Origin of the sequence: Pseudoalteromonas sp. B131b, from assembly GCF_037162545.1 — a bacterium.
GTDB classification, from domain to species: Bacteria; Pseudomonadota; Gammaproteobacteria; order Enterobacterales; family Alteromonadaceae; genus Pseudoalteromonas; species Pseudoalteromonas fuliginea.
The window spans coordinates 1150612-1171450 of sequence record NZ_JARLUZ010000001.1; the positions used below are offsets into that span (position 1 = coordinate 1150612).

15 protein-coding genes and 3 pseudogenes are annotated in these 20839 nt (G+C 39.6%); 8 read left to right on the top strand and 10 right to left on the bottom strand.

All coding sequences use genetic code 11. The features are described 5' to 3' along the window. Window positions 1-8: 8 nt before the first annotated feature. Window positions 9-1040, top strand: coding sequence for a protein-glutamate methylesterase/protein-glutamine glutaminase (locus P4S65_RS05375; protein WP_033030244.1), 1032 nt, complete (start codon window positions 9-11; stop codon window positions 1038-1040). On the opposite strand, the gene P4S65_RS05380 is transcribed toward P4S65_RS05375, so the two are convergent. Beyond that, window positions 1037-2068 carry a polysaccharide deacetylase family protein gene (locus tag P4S65_RS05380; RefSeq protein ID WP_337119714.1) on the bottom strand — a complete coding sequence of 344 codons (1032 nt, stop codon included), beginning with the start codon at window positions 2066-2068 and terminating at the stop codon, window positions 1037-1039. The two genes, P4S65_RS05375 and P4S65_RS05380, sit on opposite strands and share 4 nt — an antisense overlap. Before the next feature lie 42 nt (window positions 2069-2110). Between P4S65_RS05380 and P4S65_RS05385 the strand changes: the two are divergent. After that, window positions 2111-3380, top strand: a pseudogene (locus P4S65_RS05385) (MATE family efflux transporter). 13 nt (window positions 3381-3393) lie between these two features. Here the strand turns inward: P4S65_RS05385 and P4S65_RS05390 are convergent. Both P4S65_RS05390 and nfuA read right to left on the bottom strand, forming a co-directional pair. Beyond that, complete coding sequence (locus tag P4S65_RS05390; RefSeq protein ID WP_007376414.1) at window positions 3394-3663, bottom strand: hypothetical protein; 270 nt, start codon at window positions 3661-3663, stop codon at window positions 3394-3396. Window positions 3664-3672: 9 nt separating this feature from the next. After that, complete coding sequence (nfuA, locus tag P4S65_RS05395; RefSeq protein ID WP_002959571.1) at window positions 3673-4248, bottom strand: Fe-S biogenesis protein NfuA; 576 nt, start codon at window positions 4246-4248, stop codon at window positions 3673-3675. Between the two features lie 148 nt (window positions 4249-4396). Here nfuA and P4S65_RS05400 point away from each other — a divergent pair. Continuing rightward, window positions 4397-6945, top strand: a pseudogene (locus P4S65_RS05400) (M14 metallopeptidase family protein). A 13-nt stretch (window positions 6946-6958) separates the two neighbouring features. On the opposite strand, the gene P4S65_RS05405 reads toward P4S65_RS05400, so the two are convergent. Continuing rightward, entirely contained in the window at window positions 6959-7636 is a 678-nt protein-coding gene (locus P4S65_RS05405; protein WP_337119715.1) for a ComF family protein, read from the bottom strand. 74 nt (window positions 7637-7710) lie between these two features. Here P4S65_RS05405 and bioH point away from each other — a divergent pair, with 74 nt between their 5' ends. From bioH to P4S65_RS05420, 3 genes are all read left to right on the top strand, one after another. Further along, window positions 7711-8448, top strand: coding sequence for a pimeloyl-ACP methyl ester esterase BioH (gene bioH, locus P4S65_RS05410; RefSeq protein WP_096792264.1), 738 nt, complete (start codon window positions 7711-7713; stop codon window positions 8446-8448). Between the two features lie 90 nt (window positions 8449-8538). Then, window positions 8539-8847, top strand: coding sequence for a hypothetical protein (locus tag P4S65_RS05415; protein WP_007376419.1), 309 nt, complete (start codon window positions 8539-8541; stop codon window positions 8845-8847). A 4-nt stretch (window positions 8848-8851) separates the two neighbouring features. Beyond that, a complete protein-coding gene (locus tag P4S65_RS05420; protein ID WP_337119716.1) occupies window positions 8852-9706 on the top strand; it encodes a putative metalloprotease CJM1_0395 family protein in 855 nt (284 codons plus the stop codon). Between the two features lie 338 nt (window positions 9707-10044). Here P4S65_RS05420 and P4S65_RS05425 read toward each other — a convergent pair whose 3' ends face one another. The 4 genes from P4S65_RS05425 to greB form a co-directional block, all read right to left on the bottom strand. After that, window positions 10045-12372 carry a Tex family protein gene (locus tag P4S65_RS05425; protein WP_096792266.1) on the bottom strand — a complete coding sequence of 776 codons (2328 nt, stop codon included), beginning with the start codon at window positions 12370-12372 and terminating at the stop codon, window positions 10045-10047. A gap of 168 nt (window positions 12373-12540) precedes the next feature. After that, window positions 12541-13122: a CBS domain-containing protein gene (locus P4S65_RS05430; protein ID WP_337119717.1), complete on the bottom strand. Its 582-nt coding sequence runs from the start codon at window positions 13120-13122 to the stop codon at window positions 12541-12543. A 50-nt stretch (window positions 13123-13172) separates the two neighbouring features. Beyond that, window positions 13173-13484, bottom strand: a complete 312-nt coding sequence (locus P4S65_RS05435) for a hypothetical protein (protein WP_007376423.1) — start codon at window positions 13482-13484, stop codon at window positions 13173-13175. Window positions 13485-13600: 116 nt separating this feature from the next. Beyond that, window positions 13601-14080, bottom strand: a complete 480-nt coding sequence (greB, locus tag P4S65_RS05440; RefSeq protein ID WP_007584978.1) for a transcription elongation factor GreB — start codon at window positions 14078-14080, stop codon at window positions 13601-13603. 195 nt (window positions 14081-14275) lie between these two features. Here greB and ompR point away from each other — a divergent pair, with 195 nt between their 5' ends. Beyond that, a complete protein-coding gene (ompR, locus tag P4S65_RS05445) occupies window positions 14276-14995 on the top strand; it encodes an osmolarity response regulator transcription factor OmpR (RefSeq protein WP_007376425.1) in 720 nt (239 codons plus the stop codon). A 5-nt stretch (window positions 14996-15000) separates the two neighbouring features. Beyond that, window positions 15001-16316, top strand: a pseudogene (gene envZ, locus P4S65_RS05450) (two-component system sensor histidine kinase EnvZ). A 684-nt stretch (window positions 16317-17000) separates the two neighbouring features. Here the strand turns inward: envZ and P4S65_RS05455 are convergent. Next, window positions 17001-18161 (bottom strand): tryptophan 7-halogenase, encoded by a 1161-nt coding sequence (locus P4S65_RS05455; RefSeq protein WP_337119718.1) that lies wholly within the window; start codon window positions 18159-18161, stop codon window positions 17001-17003. Between the two features lie 7 nt (window positions 18162-18168). After that, a complete protein-coding gene (locus P4S65_RS05460; protein WP_337119719.1) occupies window positions 18169-20838 on the bottom strand; it encodes a LodA/GoxA family CTQ-dependent oxidase in 2670 nt (889 codons plus the stop codon). Window position 20839: the final 1 nt, after the last annotated feature.

A 20839-nucleotide genomic window follows, 5' to 3' on the forward strand; every position in this document is an offset into this window, starting at 1 on the left:
GTGTGTTTATGATTAAAGTACTCATAATAGATGACTCTCCTTTAATTAGGCGATTACTCACTGACGTTTTACAGCAAGCTGAAGATATTACAGTTGTAGGTAGTGCTGAGGATCCATATAAAGCACGAGAAATGATTAAACAACTTAACCCTGATGTACTTACATTGGATGTAGAGATGCCAAAAATGGACGGTATTAGCTTTTTAAAAAATCTAATGCGCCTAAGGCCAATGCCTGTAGTGATGATTTCTACATTAACACAAAAAGGTTCACCAATTACATTAGAGGCACTAGAGCTCGGTGCGATTGATTTTATAGCTAAACCAACGGCTAATATAAAAGATAAAATAAGCCAATATGCGTATTTAGTTCAGCAAAAGGTACGAGTAGCCGCTGGTGCAAGAGTTAGAAGTTATAAAAAAGCGTTACCATCGAGTGATCCTTTACCTATCAATGCTCAGTTTTTATTAAATAAAGTTATTGCTATAGGCGCATCAACCGGGGGTACTGAAGCGATAAAAGAAGTATTAATAAAAATGCCTATTAATTGCCCGCCGATTGTTATTACTCAACATATTCCCCCTGTATTTAGTACTTCGTTCGCTTTAAGGATGGATCGTACATGTATCATTAGTGTTAAAGAAGCAGAGCAGGGTGATAAGCTAGTCGCAGGTTGCGCTTATATTGCTCCTGGTGGTTTGCATTTAACCATTAAAAAATATGGGGGACACTTATATTGTGAACTTGATGATAATGAGCCTGTAAATCGGCATAAACCAGCAGTGGATGTATTGTTTAATTCATTAGTAGAAATTAACGCTAAGAATGTTGTGGCAGCGTTGTTAACCGGAATGGGGAGTGATGGCGCAAAAGGATTGCTCGCTTTAAGGGAAGGTGGCGCGTACACACTAGCTCAGGACGAATTTTCGTCTGTGGTTTGGGGAATGCCAAAAGCTGCTGTGGAGTTAAACGCAGCAAACGAAGTTGTTGCGTTGGATAAGGTAACTGAGCGGCTATTGAATCAGGCTATTAAAGTTTAATTATTTTCAATAACCCACGGCTGTGAGAACCAATAATAGTCACTCGGGTTTTTAATCGAAGGCGCAGTGCAATTAAAGCGAGAACGGCCATTATTTAGCTCTTTTGGAGAAGTGACTTCAACCGTATTTTTACTTATCCAATTTAAGCTTGCTTGGCCAATATTTGAGACATAGCAGGCAAACTGTGTTTTATGAAAATCTCCCATTTCAAACTCTATGGTTAGTGTTGGTGGGTTTTGTGTTGTCACGCTATCTTGATACGTTAACTTTGTAATATTAAAAGCATGAGAATTTAGTTTTGTGATTAACGTATCTAGTTTACTGTAAAACCCAGAAGCTGGGAAACGCGGCAAGCGACTGAAGTTTGAGTTTTTATTCACCGCCCCAGAGTGTTGACCAATACCTATAAAGCCAAGATCAGTCACAAGAGCTTGTAATTCGTTATTAAATTCACCATACGGGTAGGCTAAATATTTGTAGTCTTGGCCAACCTCTTCTTTTATACGTTGTTGTGAATACAAAATATCTTGTTTGATACGTATTTTCCACTGGGCATCCGTTTCGTTATCAAGTTTAATATGCAAATAATCATGTTGAGCACTGTGGTTGCTTATAAGCGCGCCCTTTTTGCTAAGCTCTTTGAGTTTATCCCAGCCCATTACATAACTTTGGCCTTCATCAATTAATTTTGGATTTACAAAAATAGTATATGGATAATTAAATTTCTCTAAAATTGGCGCTGCTTCGTCGTAATTGTTGTTGTAACCGTCATCAAAAGTGATTGCGATGGTTTTCTCAGGTAATGTTTTACCTTGCTGAAGTGCATTTATTAGTTCATTAAGAGGAATAACGTTAAAGTTATGCTCTTTCAAATAGCTTAAATGTTTAGTGAATGTATTCGCGCTAACACTCGTTACGGCAGGAAGGCTTTCACTAACATGATGGTATTGTAAAATAACAGCAGCTTGAACGCGTAGAGATACACTAATGAGAGAAAATAATACTAAATGAAACAATTTCTTATACATAATAAAGCACACCATAAAAGCTTGTTGTTGTTAGCCGGTCCGATGATTCTATCAAATATCACAGTACCACTGTTAGGAATTGTTGATACTGCTGTCATTGGGCACTTAGGGAGCGCTCACTATTTAGCGGGTATTGCGCTTGGTTCTGCTGTTATTTCTATTTTATTTTGGCTAGCGGGATTTTTAAGAATGAGTACGACTGGCATGGTCGCTCAGGCTTACGGAGAAAATGATTTAACTCAATTAGCCGCCTTACTTAAACGTAGCTTATTACTTGCAAGTCTTGTTGCTGTACTACTTATCGCTTTATCTCCTTTGATAAAACATGCTATTGCATTTTTATCTGCTGCTAATAGCGATGTACTCGCACAAGCATATCAGTATTTTAGTATCCGCATTTTTAGTGCTCCAGCAGCATTGTGTAATTTAGTGTTACTGGGTTGGATGCTTGGTGTACATTACGGGCGAGGGCCATTTTATTTATTATTAGTAACAAACATAGTCAATATAGTACTCGATATTTACTTTGTTGTTTACCTTGATTGGGCGGTTGCTGGTGCTGCATGGGCGTCACTTATTGCTGACTATACCGCACTAATTTTTGCACTTTTTTAGTGGTTAAACTAGCTAAAAAACAAGATATTGAGCTAAATGTACCGAATTGGTTGAGTATTAGCAAAATGGCTGAATTATTGAGTTTGAATCGCGATATTTTTATTCGCTCTTTAATACTGCAATTATGTTTTAGCTTTATGACATTTTATGGTGCACGTATTGGCGAAACGACACTCGCTGCTAACGCCGTGCTACTTAACTTTTTAATGTTAGTTAGTTTTGCTTTAGATGGTATTGCATATGCTAGTGAGGCAAAAGTAGGGCAAGCAAAAGGCCAAAAAGTGTAAGTAATATCGAGTTATGGGTAAAAATCAGTGTATTTTGGGGAATGATGTTTGGATTGTTGTATAGCCTGTTTTTTGCCGTTTTTGGTGCTCAAATTATTATGCTTTTAACCAATGTGCCAGAGGTTATTAATGAGGCGACGCTTTATTTGCCTTGGGTTATTGCACTTCCATTACTTGCTATGAGTTGTTTTTTATTTGATGGTGTTTTTGTGGGTTTAACACGTGCAAAAGATATGCGTAATAGTATGCTTTTTTCGGCTACAGTTGGATTTTTTGGGGTGTTTTGGATATTTAACGAATTACAAAATAATGGACTATGGTTAGCTATGAGCTGTTTTATGTTAATGCGGGGCGTGACTTTGATTATTAAATACCAAAGGCTTAAAGAAAATAACAAGCTATTAGATTAAGTGCGATGATTATTTATTTCCATAAATCGGGATCGTGATTTTTTGGGCCAATGCCTTTAATGACTTGTGAAAAGCGGTTAGCAAAAATCCCGCAATAACCCCAAGCTGCAAAAAACAGTGCAGGGACTAAAATTGCAACGCCAATTATTTGCAAACTGTAATGAGTGTAATACCCAAGGGAGATGAATACCACGGCTAGCACAAATAGTGCTAAGCCGCGAAAAAAGCGCTTTAAGCTAAGTTTAGGGTTACTCCCTAAACGATAGATTAGTGGCTTTAGCATTTATAATAATTAATAGTAAGAGTGATCGCCCGCTTCGTGCTCTGTGATATCAGCAACACCGGTGATTTCTTCAAATTTAGCGATCATTTCTTTCTCGATGCCTTCTTTTAGCGTTACATCGATCATAGAGCAACCATTACAACCACCACCAAACTGAAGTATAGCAATGCCTGCAGCTGTTATTTCTACTAGACTTACTTGGCCGCCATGGTTTGCTAGTTGCGGGTTTACTTCAGTTTCAAGCATGTGCTGCACGCGTTCATTTAATGATGCATCATCACCAATTTTACGAGCTTTAGCATTCGGCGCTTTTAGCGTTAATTGAGTGCCCATTTTGTCAGTAACAAAATCGATCTCGGCTTCTTCTAAAAATGGCGCACTTTCTGCATCTACAACAGCATCAAAACCATTGAAATTTAGACGAATATCGCTGGCTTCAACAGCGTCTTCTGGACAATAAGACACACCACATTCCGCTTGTGATGAACCAGGGTTTACAACAAAAACACGAATATTGGTTTGTTGTGATTGATCTGCTAATAGTTTAGCAAAATGCGCTTGCGCTGTTTCGGAAATAGAAATCATAAAAACGGCTTTATACCTGACTAAATTACTCGGATACTGCATATCATACTCCGCTCATCGTGTTGCGGCTAGTGTTGAGCGTAAAAAGTTGGCATCTATTTTAAGCAATGGTAGCGTGCAATTAACAAACATTTTTAGAGTGATTTATATGCGGTTCATGTTAACAATAATGGTGGTACTACTGAGTTTTTCAAGTATGGCAAAGCCACTATCTTATTATTTTGAGCAAGATGTTCAATTTGACCCTACCATTCCAACCCCTGAAGCAGTGCTAGGTTATCAAGTGGGGGAGTGGCATGTAAGACACGACCAGTTAGTGCGCTATATGGAAGTACTTGCGAAAAAAGTGACCGCATAAACTTTGAAATTATTGGCCGTACACATGAGCAACGCCCGCTTGTGATGCTAACAATTACTGCCGCCAACAAGTTGCCAAACATAGAGCAAACTCGCCAAGCTCATTTGGCGCGTTTAAGTAACAACAGTGACAAAACTAAAGACCAACCTGCTGTTGTCTGGATGGGTTATAGTGTACACGGCAATGAATCATCGGGCAGCAACGCTTCATTATTGGTAGCCTATTATTTAGCAGCTGCTCAAGGTGCTGAAATAGATGAGCTATTAAATAACACGGTTATTTTACTCGACCCTTCACTTAATCCTGATGGGCTTGCTCGTTTTGCTAATTGGGCCAACAGTAACCGAGGTATGAATTTATCGTCTGATCCTAAGACCCGTGAACATGTTGAAAATTGGCCAAGTAGCCGTACTAACCATTATTGGTTTGATTTAAATCGTGATTGGTTGTTACTACAACATCCTGAATCGCGCGCGCGAATTGCCAAATTTCATCAGTGGAAACCAAATGTTTTAACTGACTTTCATGAAATGGGACCAAATAGCAGTTATTTTTTTCAGCCAGGTATCCCAAGTCGTAAACACCCAATAACACCAGATGAAAATGTAACTTTAACGAAAGCGATTGCCAACTATCATGCAAAAACGTTAGATGAAAATAACGCACTTTATTTTACAGAAGAAAGTTTTGACGATTTTTATTACGGAAAAGGCTCAACCTACCCGGATGTAAATGGTGGTGTAGGCATCTTATTCGAGCAAGCGAGTTCTCGTGGGCATATTCAAGAAACTATAAACGGGCCTTTAAGCTTTGCATTTACTATTAAAAATCAGCTATTAACGAGCTTATCAACCTTTAAAGCAGCCATTGATAATCGCCAGGCGTTACTAGATTACCAAGCGAAGTTTTATAATCAGGCTGCTGATTTAGCCAGTGACGAGAGCTTTAAAGGTTATGTTGTTGAAGGCGCGAGCGACAACACCCGTATTAAGCACTTTTTAGAATTACTAAAACAGCATCAAATTAACGCTTACCCACTTACTAAACCATTAAAAGAAAATGGAAAAATTTTTAGTACTCATAGTTATTTTGTGCCATTAGCTCAACCGCAATACCGTTTAGTAAAAGCTATTTTTAGTGAGCAAAAAAACTTTGCTGATAATACATTCTATGATGTTTCGGGTTGGACTCTAGCGCATGCTTTTAATTTACCGTTTGCAAAAGTTAAAAGCAATTGGGGTTTAGATGTTGCAGATACTGCTTGGAATAAAGCGGTAAAAACATCTTTTTCCGATTTAAAAAATGGTTATGCCTTTGGTTTTGCATGGGACGATTATTTAGCCCCTAAAATGCTCAATACTTTACTTAAACAAGGCATTAAAGCACGCGTTGCATTGAGCTCATTAACTGCTAAATCAACATCGGGGGAGGTAAGCTTCGAACCAGGTAGTATTATTATTCCAGCAGGCCTACAAACAAATATCGATTGGGTTGCCCAGCTTAGTAAAGCACAAAGTGAATTTGGTATTGCAATTAAACCAATTACATCAGGTTTAACAAGTAAAGGCGCTGATTTAGGTTCACGATCAATGGCCGTTGTTAGTGTGCCAAAGGTACTGCTTATTGGTGGGCAGGGCGCGAGCCAGTACGAAGTAGGCGAAGTGTGGTATTACCTAGATCGCTTTGTTGGCGCAGCGCCAACAATTGTTGAAATGAACCGCTTTAGCTCACTTGAGCTAAGTGATTACAGCCATATTGTACTTGCTCATGGCAATTACAATAGCTTATCTGACACTGATAAAGTGGCAATTAAAAGCTGGGTAAGAAAAGGTGGTGTTATTTGGGGTCATAAAGGCGGCGCTAAATTTTTAGTTGATCAGCAAATACTTAAAGCAAGTTATCTATCACGACAAGATGTAGCGAGCGCATTTAATACGACAGGTTTAAGTTATGGCGACAAAGATCATTTAGCTGGACGTCAGCGCATTGCAGGTGCCATTTTTAATACCAATGTAGATTTAACTCACCCACTTAGTTTTTCACTTAATCGTAATACATTACCGGTATTTAAAAACAGCACATGGTTACTTGAAGCTTCCGATGCGCCGTTCGTAAATGTACTTACCTACACTAAAAAACCATTATTGGCAGGTTTTACTGATGCCGTTAATGTTGAGCAAGTTGCTGGTGGTGCTGGCTTAATTGCGCACTCATACGGGCGAGGCACTGTGATTGGTATGACCGACGATCCTGTATTTAGAGGTTACTGGTATGGTACTAGTCGACTGCTAAGCAATGCTTTATTTTTTGGTCACACGTTTCGCGCAAATGGTGGGTAGTATTTTTTAATTACTAAATTGGCGTTAAACAGGTTACAAAAGCCCATACTTGTTTAGCGCCAGCTTGTTTTAATGTATGAGTCGCTGCATTTAATGTAGCGCCCGTTGTCATTACATCATCAACAATAGCGACGGTTTTACCGCGCATATCCTCTGTACAAATAAAGGCATTTTTTAAGTTTTTAATACGCTTTGTTTTTGATAGTTTTGACTGAGCCTGTGTTTTTTTGTCGCGAATAAGTACGTTACTCAATGGTAAGTAATTAGTTAAACATGGATACCATACTTGGCTGACTTGATTAAATCCACGGTCCAAAAAACGATTTTTATGCAGTGGTAAAATAACAAAAGCATCAGGTAAGTTTTGGCTCTGAGCAAACAGTTGTACAAGCTGTTTTTTAATGACTTGCTGCAATGCCTTTTTATAATGAATTTGGTTATTAAATTTAAGTTGCTTAAGCCAATGCTCAAAGGGCGGTTGATAAAAAGCGCAGGCAAATAACTTATCAAACTCGCAATTAGGAAACATCTCAACAATATCGGGTCGGTGCAGTAAATTAGTATGCTTACTAAAATCAAATAACGGTAAATCTTCAAGGCAATAATCACACAACCCTAAATTAGCTGTAATCGGGCTTTGGCATTGCACGCAATAAGAGGGAAATAACCAATTTAAAACGGCTTGTTTCATTGATTCACTCCGTGCATTACAACCACCTATTTAAACGTTATGATAAGCCTAAGTTTGGTAAAGGTTAGGCAAATATGCAAAATGAGTTAGTGTTATTACATGGTTGGGGAATGAATCAGGGGGTATGGCAGTTGGTTCAGCCAGAGCTTGAATTTTTATATTCAGGGAATGTACGCAGCCTTGACTTACCTGGGTTTGGTAATAGTATTGCTTGCCCAAGCCCTTATACACTCCATGATGCAGCCGCACTTTTGAGTGAACAACTACAACCACAATCAATTTTAATGGGCTGGTCATTAGGAGGCTTATTTGCACTGTATATTGCTAAGCATTGGCCTGAAAAAGTGTCAAAAATAATATTGGTTGCATCAACGCCATTTTTTGCAGAGCAAATAGATTGGCCTGGTATTAATTCCAAAGTATTAGAACAATTTAAAGACCAACTAGTTAATCATAGAGAAAAAACGATAGAGCGATTTTTAGCAATTCAAGCGATGGGAAGTGAGTCGGCAAGGGATGATATAAAGCAACTTAAACTATTACTAAATCAGTACAGCGCACCAAATACTGAAGCGCTTATGGCAGGTTTGGATATTTTAAAAAACGAAGACTTGCGTGAGTTATTTACTCGTTGCCCGGTCTCTATTAAAGGTATATTCGGGCGTTTAGATGCACTTGTACCTTATAAAGTGATTGCGGAAATATCAGCACTAAATACTGAGTTTGAATATGAAGTGCTTGATAAAGCATCGCACGCCCCATTTATTTCTCATAAGAGAGAGTTTTTATCTGTCGTTAAATCAATGCTTTAAAATTGAGCTGAAAATAGCGCAGTTTAAAGCTTTATTTTGTGCATAACCTGAGCGATAATTAAGCAATGTTAATTTGGTGGAGGTTTTAATATGCCAATCGGATCTGTATTTAATAACGGTGTTGAAGGATTTAATCGTGCTAGCCAAGGTATCGAAAAGGCCAGTGCTGAGATTAATCGTGCCAATATTGAACAGCAAGACGACGCGCAGTTAGCGCAGCAACGTCAGCTTACGGCAGCACGCCCTGAAGAAGCTATTACTGCACCTGTAGCACAACCTGCCCGTGTTGATGAAGCGCTTGTTAACTTAAAAGTTGAAGAGTTTAATGCCAAGGCAAATACGCAATCAATTCAAACGGCCGATGATGTACTTGGCACGTTAATCGATATTAAAGTTTAGTATTATGAATATTGTCACGCCATTTCCATCTATCAATATAAACACTGCAAATGTTTATACGGAAACTGCACGACGTGACAACCAACTACGCGAAGTCATTCCTGCACCAGCATCAAGTAGCGCAAGTAATACCGAAACTAAAGCCCAAAGTGACGCTGAAAAAGCGAAGTTGCCAGGTGGAAGTGATAGCGTAACATATGATGCAACGGGAAAAACAACAGACGAAAAATCAGTTCAACAACGCGATGAAAACTCAGAAAACCCTGAAGGCTCTGAACAAGAAAACGAAGCAAGTGAGCAACAAGAATTAGAGCAAGAAGAGCTGCAATTAGAGCAAGAACAGCTACAAATTAAAGAGCTCAAGGCTCGAGATACCGAAGTCAGAATACACGAACAAGCGCATGCCTCTGTAGGTGGACAACATGCAGGTTCGCCAAGTTATGAATATCAACGCGGGCCCGATGGTACTAATTACGCAGTTGGCGGAGAAGTACAAATTGATGTATCAGAAATACCCGGCGACCCACAAGCGACGATTGATAAAATGCAAACGGTGCGCGCTGCTGCATTAGCTCCTGCTGAGCCTTCGGGAGCTGATCGCTCTATTGCTGCAGATGCTACGCAAAAGCTAGCAGCGGCTCAGGCTGAGCTTGCACAACCTGAAAAAGAAGATGACGAAGACGCAAAAAGTAAACTTGAAGCTTCATTCTCTAGCGATGAAAGCAGCGATACAAAAACAGCTAAAAGTGACGAGCAAACACGTGATGCCAATGTTGAGGCACGTGCAGGGCGTATTGCTAACTTTTATCAAATGGCGACATCGCCAGCGAACCAAAGTAGTTTTTCAGCGTTAAGTTAATAATCTAGCAAAACATAACCACAAAAAAACCGCTTACGCGGTTTTTTTCGTTTTAGTTTAGGGCGTGTTGACCTTTGTGGATTGAAATTTGTTCGATCTAGGGGCTATTTAATCGCGGCGCGAGGTTTGTAACCTAGCGGGCTAAGTAAAAACCGAGCAACAAAGAGTTAATCGTCCCTAGAAAGAACCCAAAGGGCAGCGCATGTTTGGCATTTATGCTGCGTTATCGCCTATTTATGGGGAGTAACCACACGACATAGGCTCTGCCTTGCCCAAATACCAAACATACTGCTGCAAATTCAACCACGAAAGGTCAACACGCCCGAGTTGTACAACTATTATTTTTTCACTTTAGCATTAGCGAACGCATCGGCAAATGCATTACCCATTAACGCATTACCGTTGTCACGTTTAGGCTTTGCAGCACGAGGTTGCGAATTATTAGCACGTGCTTGTGGCTTTTGCGTAGCTGGAGCTGCTGACTTATTACTTGTGTCAATGTCGTCATCTAAGCGCATAGTAAAGCTTATACGTTTACGCGCTGCATCGACTTCTACGACTTTCACTTTTACAATATCACCAGCTTTAACAACTTCGCGCGGATCTGATATGAATTTATTAGTAATCGCGGAAATATGTACTAAACCATCTTGGTGAACACCTACATCAACAAACGCACCAAAATTAGCAACGTTTGAAACCACGCCTTCTAAAATCATACCTGGTTTTAAATCACTAATTTTTTCAACACCGGCTTTAAACTCAGCTGTTTTAAATTCAGGACGAGGATCTCGACCTGGTTTATCAAGCTCAGTAATAATGTCGGTAACGGTTGGTAAGCCAAACTTTTCGTCAGTGTAATCATTAGCAGCAAGTTTAGTTAAAAAGTCGCTGTTACCGATTAGGTTACTGACATCGACGCTATTGCGTTCACAAATACGTTTAACAACAGGATAAGCTTCAGGGTGAACTGATGAGTTATCTAGCGGATCGCTACCATTGTTAATACGTAAAAAACCAGCCGCTTGTTCAAATGCTTTTGGCCCTAAACGCTCAACTTTTTTAAGCTCACTACGTTTAGTAAATGTGCCGTTAGCATCGCGATAATTAACGATATTTTGCGCTAATGTTTTGTTCAAACCAGATACGCGTGTAAGTAGCGGTACCGATGCCATGTTTAAATCTACGCCTACTGAGTTTACACAGTCTTCAACAACGGAGATAAGGCTTTGGCCTAATTGGCTTTGCGATACATCGTGTTGGTATTGGCCAACACCAATTGATTTTGGCTCAATTTTAACAAGTTCAGCAAGAGGATCTTGTAGGCGGCGCGCAATAGAAACAGCGCCTCGTATAGAAACATCTAAATCTGGAAATTCATTAGCTGCAAATTCAGAAGCTGAGTAAACCGATGCACCCGCTTCGCTAACCATAATTTTACTAAGTTTAAGTTCGCTGTTTGCTTTGATAAGTTCAGCAACTAACTTATCTGACTCGCGTGATGCAGTACCGTTACCAATCGCAATTAGCTCAACTTTATGCTGACGACAAAGTTGCTCTAACGTACGCAACGATTTATCCCAATGATTTTGTGGAGCATGAGGGAAAATAGTTTGTGTAGCTAGTAATTTACCTGTGCTATCAACAACGGCAATCTTACAGCCTGTACGTAAACCAGGATCGAGGCCAAGTGTAGTGCGAGGGCCTGCAGGTGCAGCCATTAATAAATCTTTTAAGTTTTTAGCAAATACGTCGATTGCACCAGCTTCTGCTTTTTCGCGCATGGCTGCAAAAAATTCGTTTTCTAAATGCAGCCCTAATTTAATTTTCCACGCCCATTGCACAACGTTTAATAACCAAGGACTTGCCGCTTTATATTTAATATCTAAACGGTAATGCTCAGCAATCATGTTGGCACAAAGTTGCGCTGAATTTTCAGCACTAGGCTCAGGGTTAACATTTAACTGAAGTACACCTTCATTTCGAGCTCTCAGCATTGCAAGTGCGCGATGCGAAGGTACTTTTTTTAGAAGCTCTTGGTGTTCAAAGTAATCACGGTATTTAGTGCCAGCTTGTTCTTGGCCTTTAATAACGGTACTTTGAATTGCGCCATTTTGGCTAATGTGGCTTCTAAATTTAGCAAGTAGTTTTGCGTCTTCAGCAAAGCGCTCCATTAAAATAAACTTAGCACCTTCAAGCACTGCCTTTATATCAGCAAAGCCTTTTTCGATATTTATAAATTGTTCAGCTTGTTGTTCAGGATCAAGGTTAGCATTTTTAAACAGTGCATCAGCAAGTGGCTCTAATCCGGCCTCAATTGCTATTTGGCCTTTAGTACGGCGCTTCGCTTTATACGGGAGATATAAATCTTCAAGTTCAGTTTTGCTTTGCGCAGTACTAATATCTGCCTTTAACTCTGCTGTTAATTTATTTTGAGATTCGATGGTTGATAAAATAAAGCTGCGGCGTTCTTCTAGTTCACGTAAATATGATAAACGCTGTTCTAAAAGGCGTAATTGGGTGTCATCTAAGCCACCGGTTACTTCCTTTCTATAACGAGCAATAAAAGGCACAGTTGCACCTTCATCAAGTAATTTTGTAGCTGCAACAACCTGTTGCTGCTGTGCGTTTAACTCACCGGCTAAACGTGCAGAGATATCGCTCATGCAAAAACCTTTTTATACAATAAAATAAGACCAGAAGCGTGTTACTGGCGCCGTTAATTGCTTGAATAATATCACAGGAGGTAGTAATAAAAAGCTCTTAAAGCAAGCTATTTCACTTGCTTTAAGATGGTTGGGAAGGGAGTAAATCAATTCAACTAAAAGAGCGCCCTAGTGAGGGTGCTCAATGTTTTCTAATACTTCACTGAAAGAGTGAGCTATAGGGCTAATATGCAGTGGAATATGTAATGTTTTAGCTATTTGGCGAGCTGAAATTAAACCACAAATTTCGCTACTTGCCGTTGTTACTAATAAAAACATTACACCTTGATGCTCCATTGTTTGCAGCGCATCACCAATACATGCATAGCTTAAACTTTGCATGCTTACACCTGTAAGTCGGCTAATTGGCGTCATAATATCGCGCAAGCTTACTTCACTTCGTGGGGAATTTAAACGCTCTGCAATAATCGTAATTTTAGAGCTTTGTAAATCGGCGCTAGAAACAAGACCAATCAACTTTTGGTTCTCGTCGGTTACTAAAACAAAATCAGATTGTTGTGCACTAACTTGTTTAAGTGCATCTGTAATCGTTGTTGTATACTCTGCACGAATAGGCGTTTTTTGGGTAAAGTTATTTACCATTTTTAGCGCTGGAGATGATAAATCAATTAATGGTTGGTCATCTGCAAATGTGCTTGCAATAACGCCGTGAGAAATGCTTTGAGTACGTAATTCTTTAAAGTTAGACATAGTAGTCACCTTAGTCGTTATAAAATTTAATTAAGTTGTAAAATAATGAATTAAATTAAATAGCTAGGTGGTCCGCGTTGGTACGCAGTGCTAAAAGGTCTGTTTAGATTGGTGCTCTTATAAAAAGAATCTACGACATTAGGAAGTGGTTGAGGCGACCTAAAGGTAATAGTATTAACGTGAGAGTCTACGTCAAAATCGAGGTTTGCCTGGTCAGGAATATCACAAGCAATAAAGTGATTAGATAGTTTAGCGTTATCAAGGTTTACTTCAGTGTTATTGGCATGCAGCGTCAAACTTACACTCATTAAAAGTGCAAACAATACGGCATTATTTAATATGCGCTGTACTATGTTTGACATACCCACGACCTTAATTAACTGCTTTCAAATTAAACAAATCAACTTGAATAATTCATTTATAGCTTATTGACCTAATTTACACAATCAAAAGTTAACATGATCTGAATCAAAACTTTTTATTTCTTTTTTTGGTAATCAATACTGTTTACATACCATTGCTTTTTACCCTGAGGAGTAGGTACTTCAAAGTCGTCATCTACTTGCTTTTTAATCAATGCACGCGCCATAGGTGAGTCTATTGATATGTAATCTTTTCGGTCGTAAATTTCATCAGGTCCGACAATTCTGAATTTTTTAGTTTCACCTTCTTCGTTTTCAATTTCGACCCATGCACCAAAAAACACTTTTCCATCTTGAACGGGAGAGTAGTCGATGATTTTTAAATCAGGTATGCGTTTGCGTAAATAGCGTACGCGACGGTCAATTTGGCGTAGCAAACGCTTGTTATATTGATAGTCAGCGTTCTCAGAGCGATCTCCGAGACTGGCCGCCCAGCTGACTATTTTTGTTACTTCTGGGCGTTTAACGTTCCATAGTTGGTCGTGTTCTTGTTGTAATTGTAAGTAACCTTCGCGGGTAACTAAATTTGTTTTCATGGTGAATTCTTTATTAACTCTAATGGTGTGCACGTTATTAAATTTGCCAAAACTTGTCGAGCGTAAAATGTAATAAAGTACGAGCAAGTAAGCTTTGAAATGTTCAGTAACAATCTAAGCAAGTAATTAGTTTTTGATTATTCAGTTTTTCATTTATATTAACTAATAATTGGATATAAAAATAAGAAAGAGATTATGGGACACGAGACCACAAAAGTATTGGTTGTTGATGACGATATGCGCTTGCGCAGTTTGCTTGAACGTTACTTAGTTGAGCAAGGTTTTATTGTGAGAACCGCAGGAAATTCGGAGCAAATGGACAGACTCCTTGAGCGTGAAAATTTTCATCTAATGGTTCTCGATTTAATGCTTCCAGGTGAAGATGGATTGTCAATTTGTCGTAGGTTACGCCAAAAAGAAAACGAAATCCCTATTGTTATGCTCACCGCTAAAGGCGATGAAGTAGATCGAATTATAGGTTTAGAGCTCGGTGCTGACGATTACATCCCAAAACCATTTAATCCACGGGAATTACTTGCGCGTATTAAAGCTATTTTACGCCGCCGCGCAAAAGAAGTGCCAGGCGCCCCTGCTGCTGAAGAAAACTTGATCGCATTTGGTAAATTCACCCTTAATTTAGCAACGCGCGAAATGAGTGAAGGGGACAAAACAATATCGCTTACCAGTGGTGAGTTTGCAGTGCTTAAAGCGCTTGTTTCGCATCCACGAGAGCCACTTAGCCGCGATAAGCTAATGAACTTAGCGCGTGGGCGTGATTACAGTGCGCTTGAGCGAAGTATTGATGTGCAAGTGTCGCGACTTCGACGCATGATTGAAATTGATGCTGCCAATCCGCGTTATATTCAAACCGTATGGGGTTTGGGGTATGTATTTGTTCCTGATGGTGAAAAGTAATTTATATGGGATTTTTTCCGCGTAGTGCGTTTGGACAAACGGTTTTTTTGGTAGCCGCATTATTACTAATAAACCAAATAGTGTCTTACGTTACAGTAAGCTTATATGTTGTAAAGCCTACAATTGAGCAAGTAAATTTAATGCTCGCAAAGCAAATAAAAACCGTATTTATAGATTGGGAAGACGGCATTGAGATAAACGACGAGGTTTCAGAAAAGTTTTTTGAAATCACAGGAATTGAAGTAATGACTCAACGTGAGGCAATGCGTAATGGGTTAGGGCAAACTCGTGAGTATTCAGGATTATCGCGCAGTATGACGAAACAGTTAAATGGCTTCTCGCGTGTGCGCATTAGCCAAACTGGTCCACTCATATATTGGGTCGAAGCCCCCAAGCTCCAGGTTACTGGGTTAAAGTACCGTTAACTGGTTTCCAAGAGAATAATTTAGAGTTTTTAACTTTTTATTTATCAAGCATCGGATTTTTAAGTGTGTTAGGTGGGTGGTTGTTTGCAAGGCACCTCAATAGGCCGCTTAAAGCGTTACAGCAAGCTGCAATAAAAGTTGGTAAAGGTGATTTTACTACTAAGTTAGCAGAGGAAGGTTCAACAGAAGTGATAGAAGTAACGCGCGCGTTTAATCAGATGTCGCGGGGTATTGCTGCACTTGAGAATGACCGCCGTTTATTAATGGCTGGTGTGTCACATGATTTACGCACGCCGCTTACACGCATTCGTTTAGCGACTGAAATGATGGCTGAAGCTGATGAGTACTTACGCGAAGGTATTATTTACGATATTGAAGACATGAACGGTATTATCGACCAATTTATCGAGTACTTACGCCATCATAAGCGTGAAGAACTAACCTGTGAAAATATAAATGCACTGGTGGCTGAAGTTATTCATTCGGAGCTAAAGCATCAACGTGTAATTACGTTTAAAGAGAACCCAAGTATTGGCAATATACCGCTAAGCTCTGTGGCTATTAAGCGTGTAATAACAAATATGATTGGTAATGCGCTGCGTTATTCACAAGATGATATAGAAGTACTTAGTTATTTTAGTCCAAATAAAAAATATGTCGTTATTGCAGTAAACGATAATGGCCCCGGCATTCCTGAAAGTGAGTTAGAGTCTGTGTTCGAACCATTTAAGCAAGGTGATGCTGCCCGAGGGAGCGAAGGCAGTGGTTTAGGGCTGGCAATTATCAAGCGTATAGTAGATATGCACGATGGAAAAGTGATGCTTGAAAATCGTCCCGAAGGCGGGCTAAGTGCGCAAATATACTTGCCTATAAAAGTAACTAACCAAGCTGTTTAAAGCGAATAGCTGTGTAGTTACTAACTGTAAACTAAGTGTTTAATACCAAATGGACTTACAAGGTATAAGCCATATGATTACCTCCACATATTTCAAAATACATGTGCTATGTATGGTCAGGCATTAATCGTTTTTTTTAGGGTATTGTATACAGCTTTTTCGTAGTGTTTTTTATAATGGAGCAAAATAGAGTGTTTGTATCGCTTCTTAGCATGCTTTTGAGCTGTTACATCATTAATCATTAATACCAATTCGTAATAATCTTTGAGCAATTTGAGAGCTTAAACTTGACGCTAACTGTGTTAAATATTTCTTATATAGAACAACTAAATAACGAATTTTTGCCTTATTATCGACACTGTTTTCTTACCTCAAAATAGCTTACTTAATTAAGCTATTTGGTATTACGAAGATTAAATAGTGACCTTACTTTTTATAGCTACTTGATTTGTAATTATTCGAGTAGTTAGAAAAATTATTAGCATTGGATAGCTAATATATATTTTTACTCCCCATAAATGCCAAACATGCGCAGCCCTTTGGGTTTGCCCTAGAGACGGTTTACTATTTTTCGGTTTTTACTTAGCCCACTAGGTTGCAAACTTCCTGCGATAACTAAATCACCCCTAGCTAAAGTAGCTTTAGTCATGAAAGATCAACACTCTAGCGTAAAAATAATCATGGTTATGCTTTATATTGATGTCTGCGTTGCCAAAAAGGCATTTTAGACCAGCGCTGTTCTTGGTTATAAAAGAAATGTTGATGGTGTAAATAATGACGCCATATTTGCTCTATTTGCTGTTGGTAAGTTTTATTAAAGTGCTGTTGTATATCATTGTCGATAATTTTTAGTATATTTGATTTTTTAAGCAGTAATACGAGTTGCATCGCATTTGCCATTGCGTTAAAAATTCCTTGTGATGACAAGGGATCAAAGCTTATAGCTGCATCACCTAATGCGGCCCATTGTTGACCTGAAAAGTTGTTCAAACGTGTTGAGTTAGCACTTACAATGCCCTGTAAATTTAGCGTTTTTTGATTGTCATTTAGTAATTTTGCGAGTGATGAGTGTTGTTGAGCATACTTAATAAAGTATGCTGGATCGCGATGCAGCCCCTTAGGCATTAGGTCTGAATCAGTTTGGAAGGCTAAAACACGCCGCTGGTTTGGAAGTGGAGCACTGTACCACCAACCATTATTAGTTGAGTGAATATTGCCCAGTTTATTTTCGCTATTGTCATCTAAAGTTGCCCAACATGATATGAGGCGATCACTTTGCTGGCGATCGGTATACTTTTTGGCAAAATGTGCTTGGCGACCAGTTGCATCAATAACGAATGGACACACTATGGTTACTTCCTGATCTTCATTTAAGTCTGAATTTATAAGTGTAATATGCCAAGAGTTTTCTTTGTATTGACTGTTAATTAATTTAGCGGGCCAAATGCATTCTACGCCTCGCTGTTGGGCTTTTTCACGTAAAAACAACTCAAACCTTTTTCGGTCTAGTCGCCAGCCGAAACCATCAGGGTTATTGAGGTTATCTGCAATGTGCAGGGCTTCTTGACCCCAGCTTATTTGCATTCCGGCATTAGGCAAATGATGAGGAAGTGCAATATCCGTTTCTAATCGGCTTTCAAATTCAGTTAGTAAGTTGAGTTGTTTTAAAATTCGTCTTGCTGCGGGTGCTAAGCACTCTCCAATACGTTCTTCAGGAGATGCTGATTTATCGATAAGCGTCACCTTATAAGAATCGCACAAAGCAAGCGCGGCAATACATCCAGCCACGCCAGCACCAATGATCACAACACTGTTTTTTGCGTCCTCATTTTTAATCATTGGCATAGCGATTTCAACGTCCTTTGATGCGATGAAAACGGTTGGCTTTTTCGGTCACGCCTAAATCTACTTTGCTTCGATTATGAGTCAAATCTACAGAGAGAGTAACGTTACTATGTTGTATTGCTTTACTGGCTAAGTTAACTAAACCTTCGCCTGCTTTATTATGAGGTAGCATGCCTACCTGCATAGTGTTGGGGAATTGTTCGTCGTTAATAGCACCAGTATGTGTTTGTACAATAGCAAGTTCTGCAAAGTGCTCAACCATACTATTTATTTGGTTGGTATAGGTTGCAGGGTTACCATGTAGGGGCAAGTCATCAAGCCAATCTGTTCTATATGCAAACGCTTGCTGGCGGGTACTATCAGATAATGATGTATCAAGAACCTGTTGATAGCGTCGTTGATTCATTATTTGATTGGGAACACGAGCTGGCCAAAATGTGGGTAAAAATGGGTCATACTCAGAGCTATAACCATCGCGACAACTGGCCGTGTCAGTTTGCCATGGAATAGCCATCCAACGTGTGATCCCTCCTGCTACTTGGCCACCAAACAAAGGGCCTTTTGCTAAAGTATAAATATCATGATTCATAATAGGCCCATAATAACAATGATCACTTTGTGTATCAGGTAATGCATGTTTTAGTCGAAATGGAGACATATACATTCCGGCCGTTCGCATTGGCCAAGTCATCTCACAGCCTGGATGAAATGCATCAGCAAGGCAAAACTCCATTGCACCACGCGTTAGCTGTTCAGGCTGTTCGGCAACAGGGTAGTCATCAATAGTTGGTGGCTGAGTTGGCACAGGGCAGCGTGATTGTGGTTTGTAATCATTAATGAAATCACCTTTTACCCACTGGTCTAAAAACGACAATTGTAAATTAGACAAAGTCGCATGCTGGCGTACTGAGCCTGTTGGAGGGATGCTAATAGCGTCACCATATAACCAAGGCCATAGTTGAGGTGCTTGTGCACCTGATACATCAGTTCGACGAAAGTTATTAGATAAAGTCCGGCGGAGCTCTTGATATGCAGGTGATGGGTCACTAAGTTTTGCCAACCATTCTGGGGTCGTATAATCAAATTGACCACCCCAGCCGAATGCACCAGCAAAGCCGCTATTAACCCACTGTAAATTGGTCATCCTAGAAAATAGAGGTTGAATATCCTCTGTGAATGATGGGCGTTGTGGTCGTGCTAGCATGCTACTATTAACAGCAACATCGCGCATTAAATCCCACATAGTACGAACTGATTTTTGCATAGGCGCATAATCAGGCGGCGCACAAATGACCCAAGCTGGTTCAACTCTTAATGCAACACCATTATAAACAACCTCGGCAGTAATTGGGCCATCGGATATATCGTCATACCAACCTTCGTTGTTGGCGAAAGTTACCGCAATATCGCCTTTTAAATTACGGGCAACACCATGTCCTCCTAACATTATTAATCGACCGTGGTTATCGCTGCGCATCTCGCCTAAGTAGACATCTTCGTCCATAAACTTACCAATAAAGTTATGTTCGTTTTTGCTATTTACGTTTTTACCACTTAGCTTGCGCTGACCACCATTAATATGAAGTTTATCTCGGTCTGCTACATTATTATTACGCAGTAGCGAAGGTGGAGCGTCTGCGGCTTCAGGAATATCTAAAGCAATTTGAAACTCGTACCAAGATGATTTTTGATTGGCGAGTTGGGCGTGCCATGTGATATCTGCATTATCTAGTGTAAGCTCTTTTATAGCCTTACCTGCAGCGTTAAAACCATAAATTCTAAACTCTGCAGCTTGGCGTTTAAGTGCACCGCTTTTATCGCGATACGCATATTCGTCACTATTGGGAACTGGTTGAGGTTGCTGCGGACCAATAAAATAATCGTCCTTGCTGTTGCCAACGCGCATTACGCCAATAGGAGGGTAAATTCCGGCATAAACAATACATTCAGAATCCGCTTCTTGTGCTTGTTCTGGATTGAAGTTAGTTAATTTAGTAGGCTCTTGTAGCTGTTGTCCGTTAGCTGTATGACGTGCTTTTGCACTGGCTGCATAGGCTGACTTTCGTGCAAGTGCGATACTGCCAAGTGGTTCATGGGCGGCTAAAGTGCGCCAAATATTAAATGCCAAGTTACTACCAAGTTCGGCTTGGCCAATTGCTGTAATATTTTGTTGTGCTAGATGTAGACGAGCAATACACACATAAGGACTTTGTTGAGTGCTCCATACTGCTTGAGCGTCATCGAGTGGCATTGTTTCTGGATTTGTACGTAGTTGTACCTCAAATCGAAATTTAGCACTCCCTTCTCGTAATCGTCGCTGTAAATCTAAAGCAAGGTAATTGTTATCAACGCATGGCGCGCCGACTTCACTCTCTTCAGGAACTAAGCGATATTTAACAATTTGTTGATCACCTAGCTTGAATGGCAAAATAGCCCAATATTTGGCGCTTAAGCAGCTCGATTCAACTTTTTGCATGTCGTTTAGGATGTTAGCAACGTCACTATTTTTAGGGTCATTTAGGTAAGCATCATAATCTTTATCAATCACTCCTGCTGTTGTAAATTGGCACATCTGTTGCGCATTTTTAGTGAAAAAACGATCCATATTTTGAAAAATAAAATCAGCGGTATTGCTTTCACCAATTAATTTATCTCCATTGACCGCAAACAACTTCATT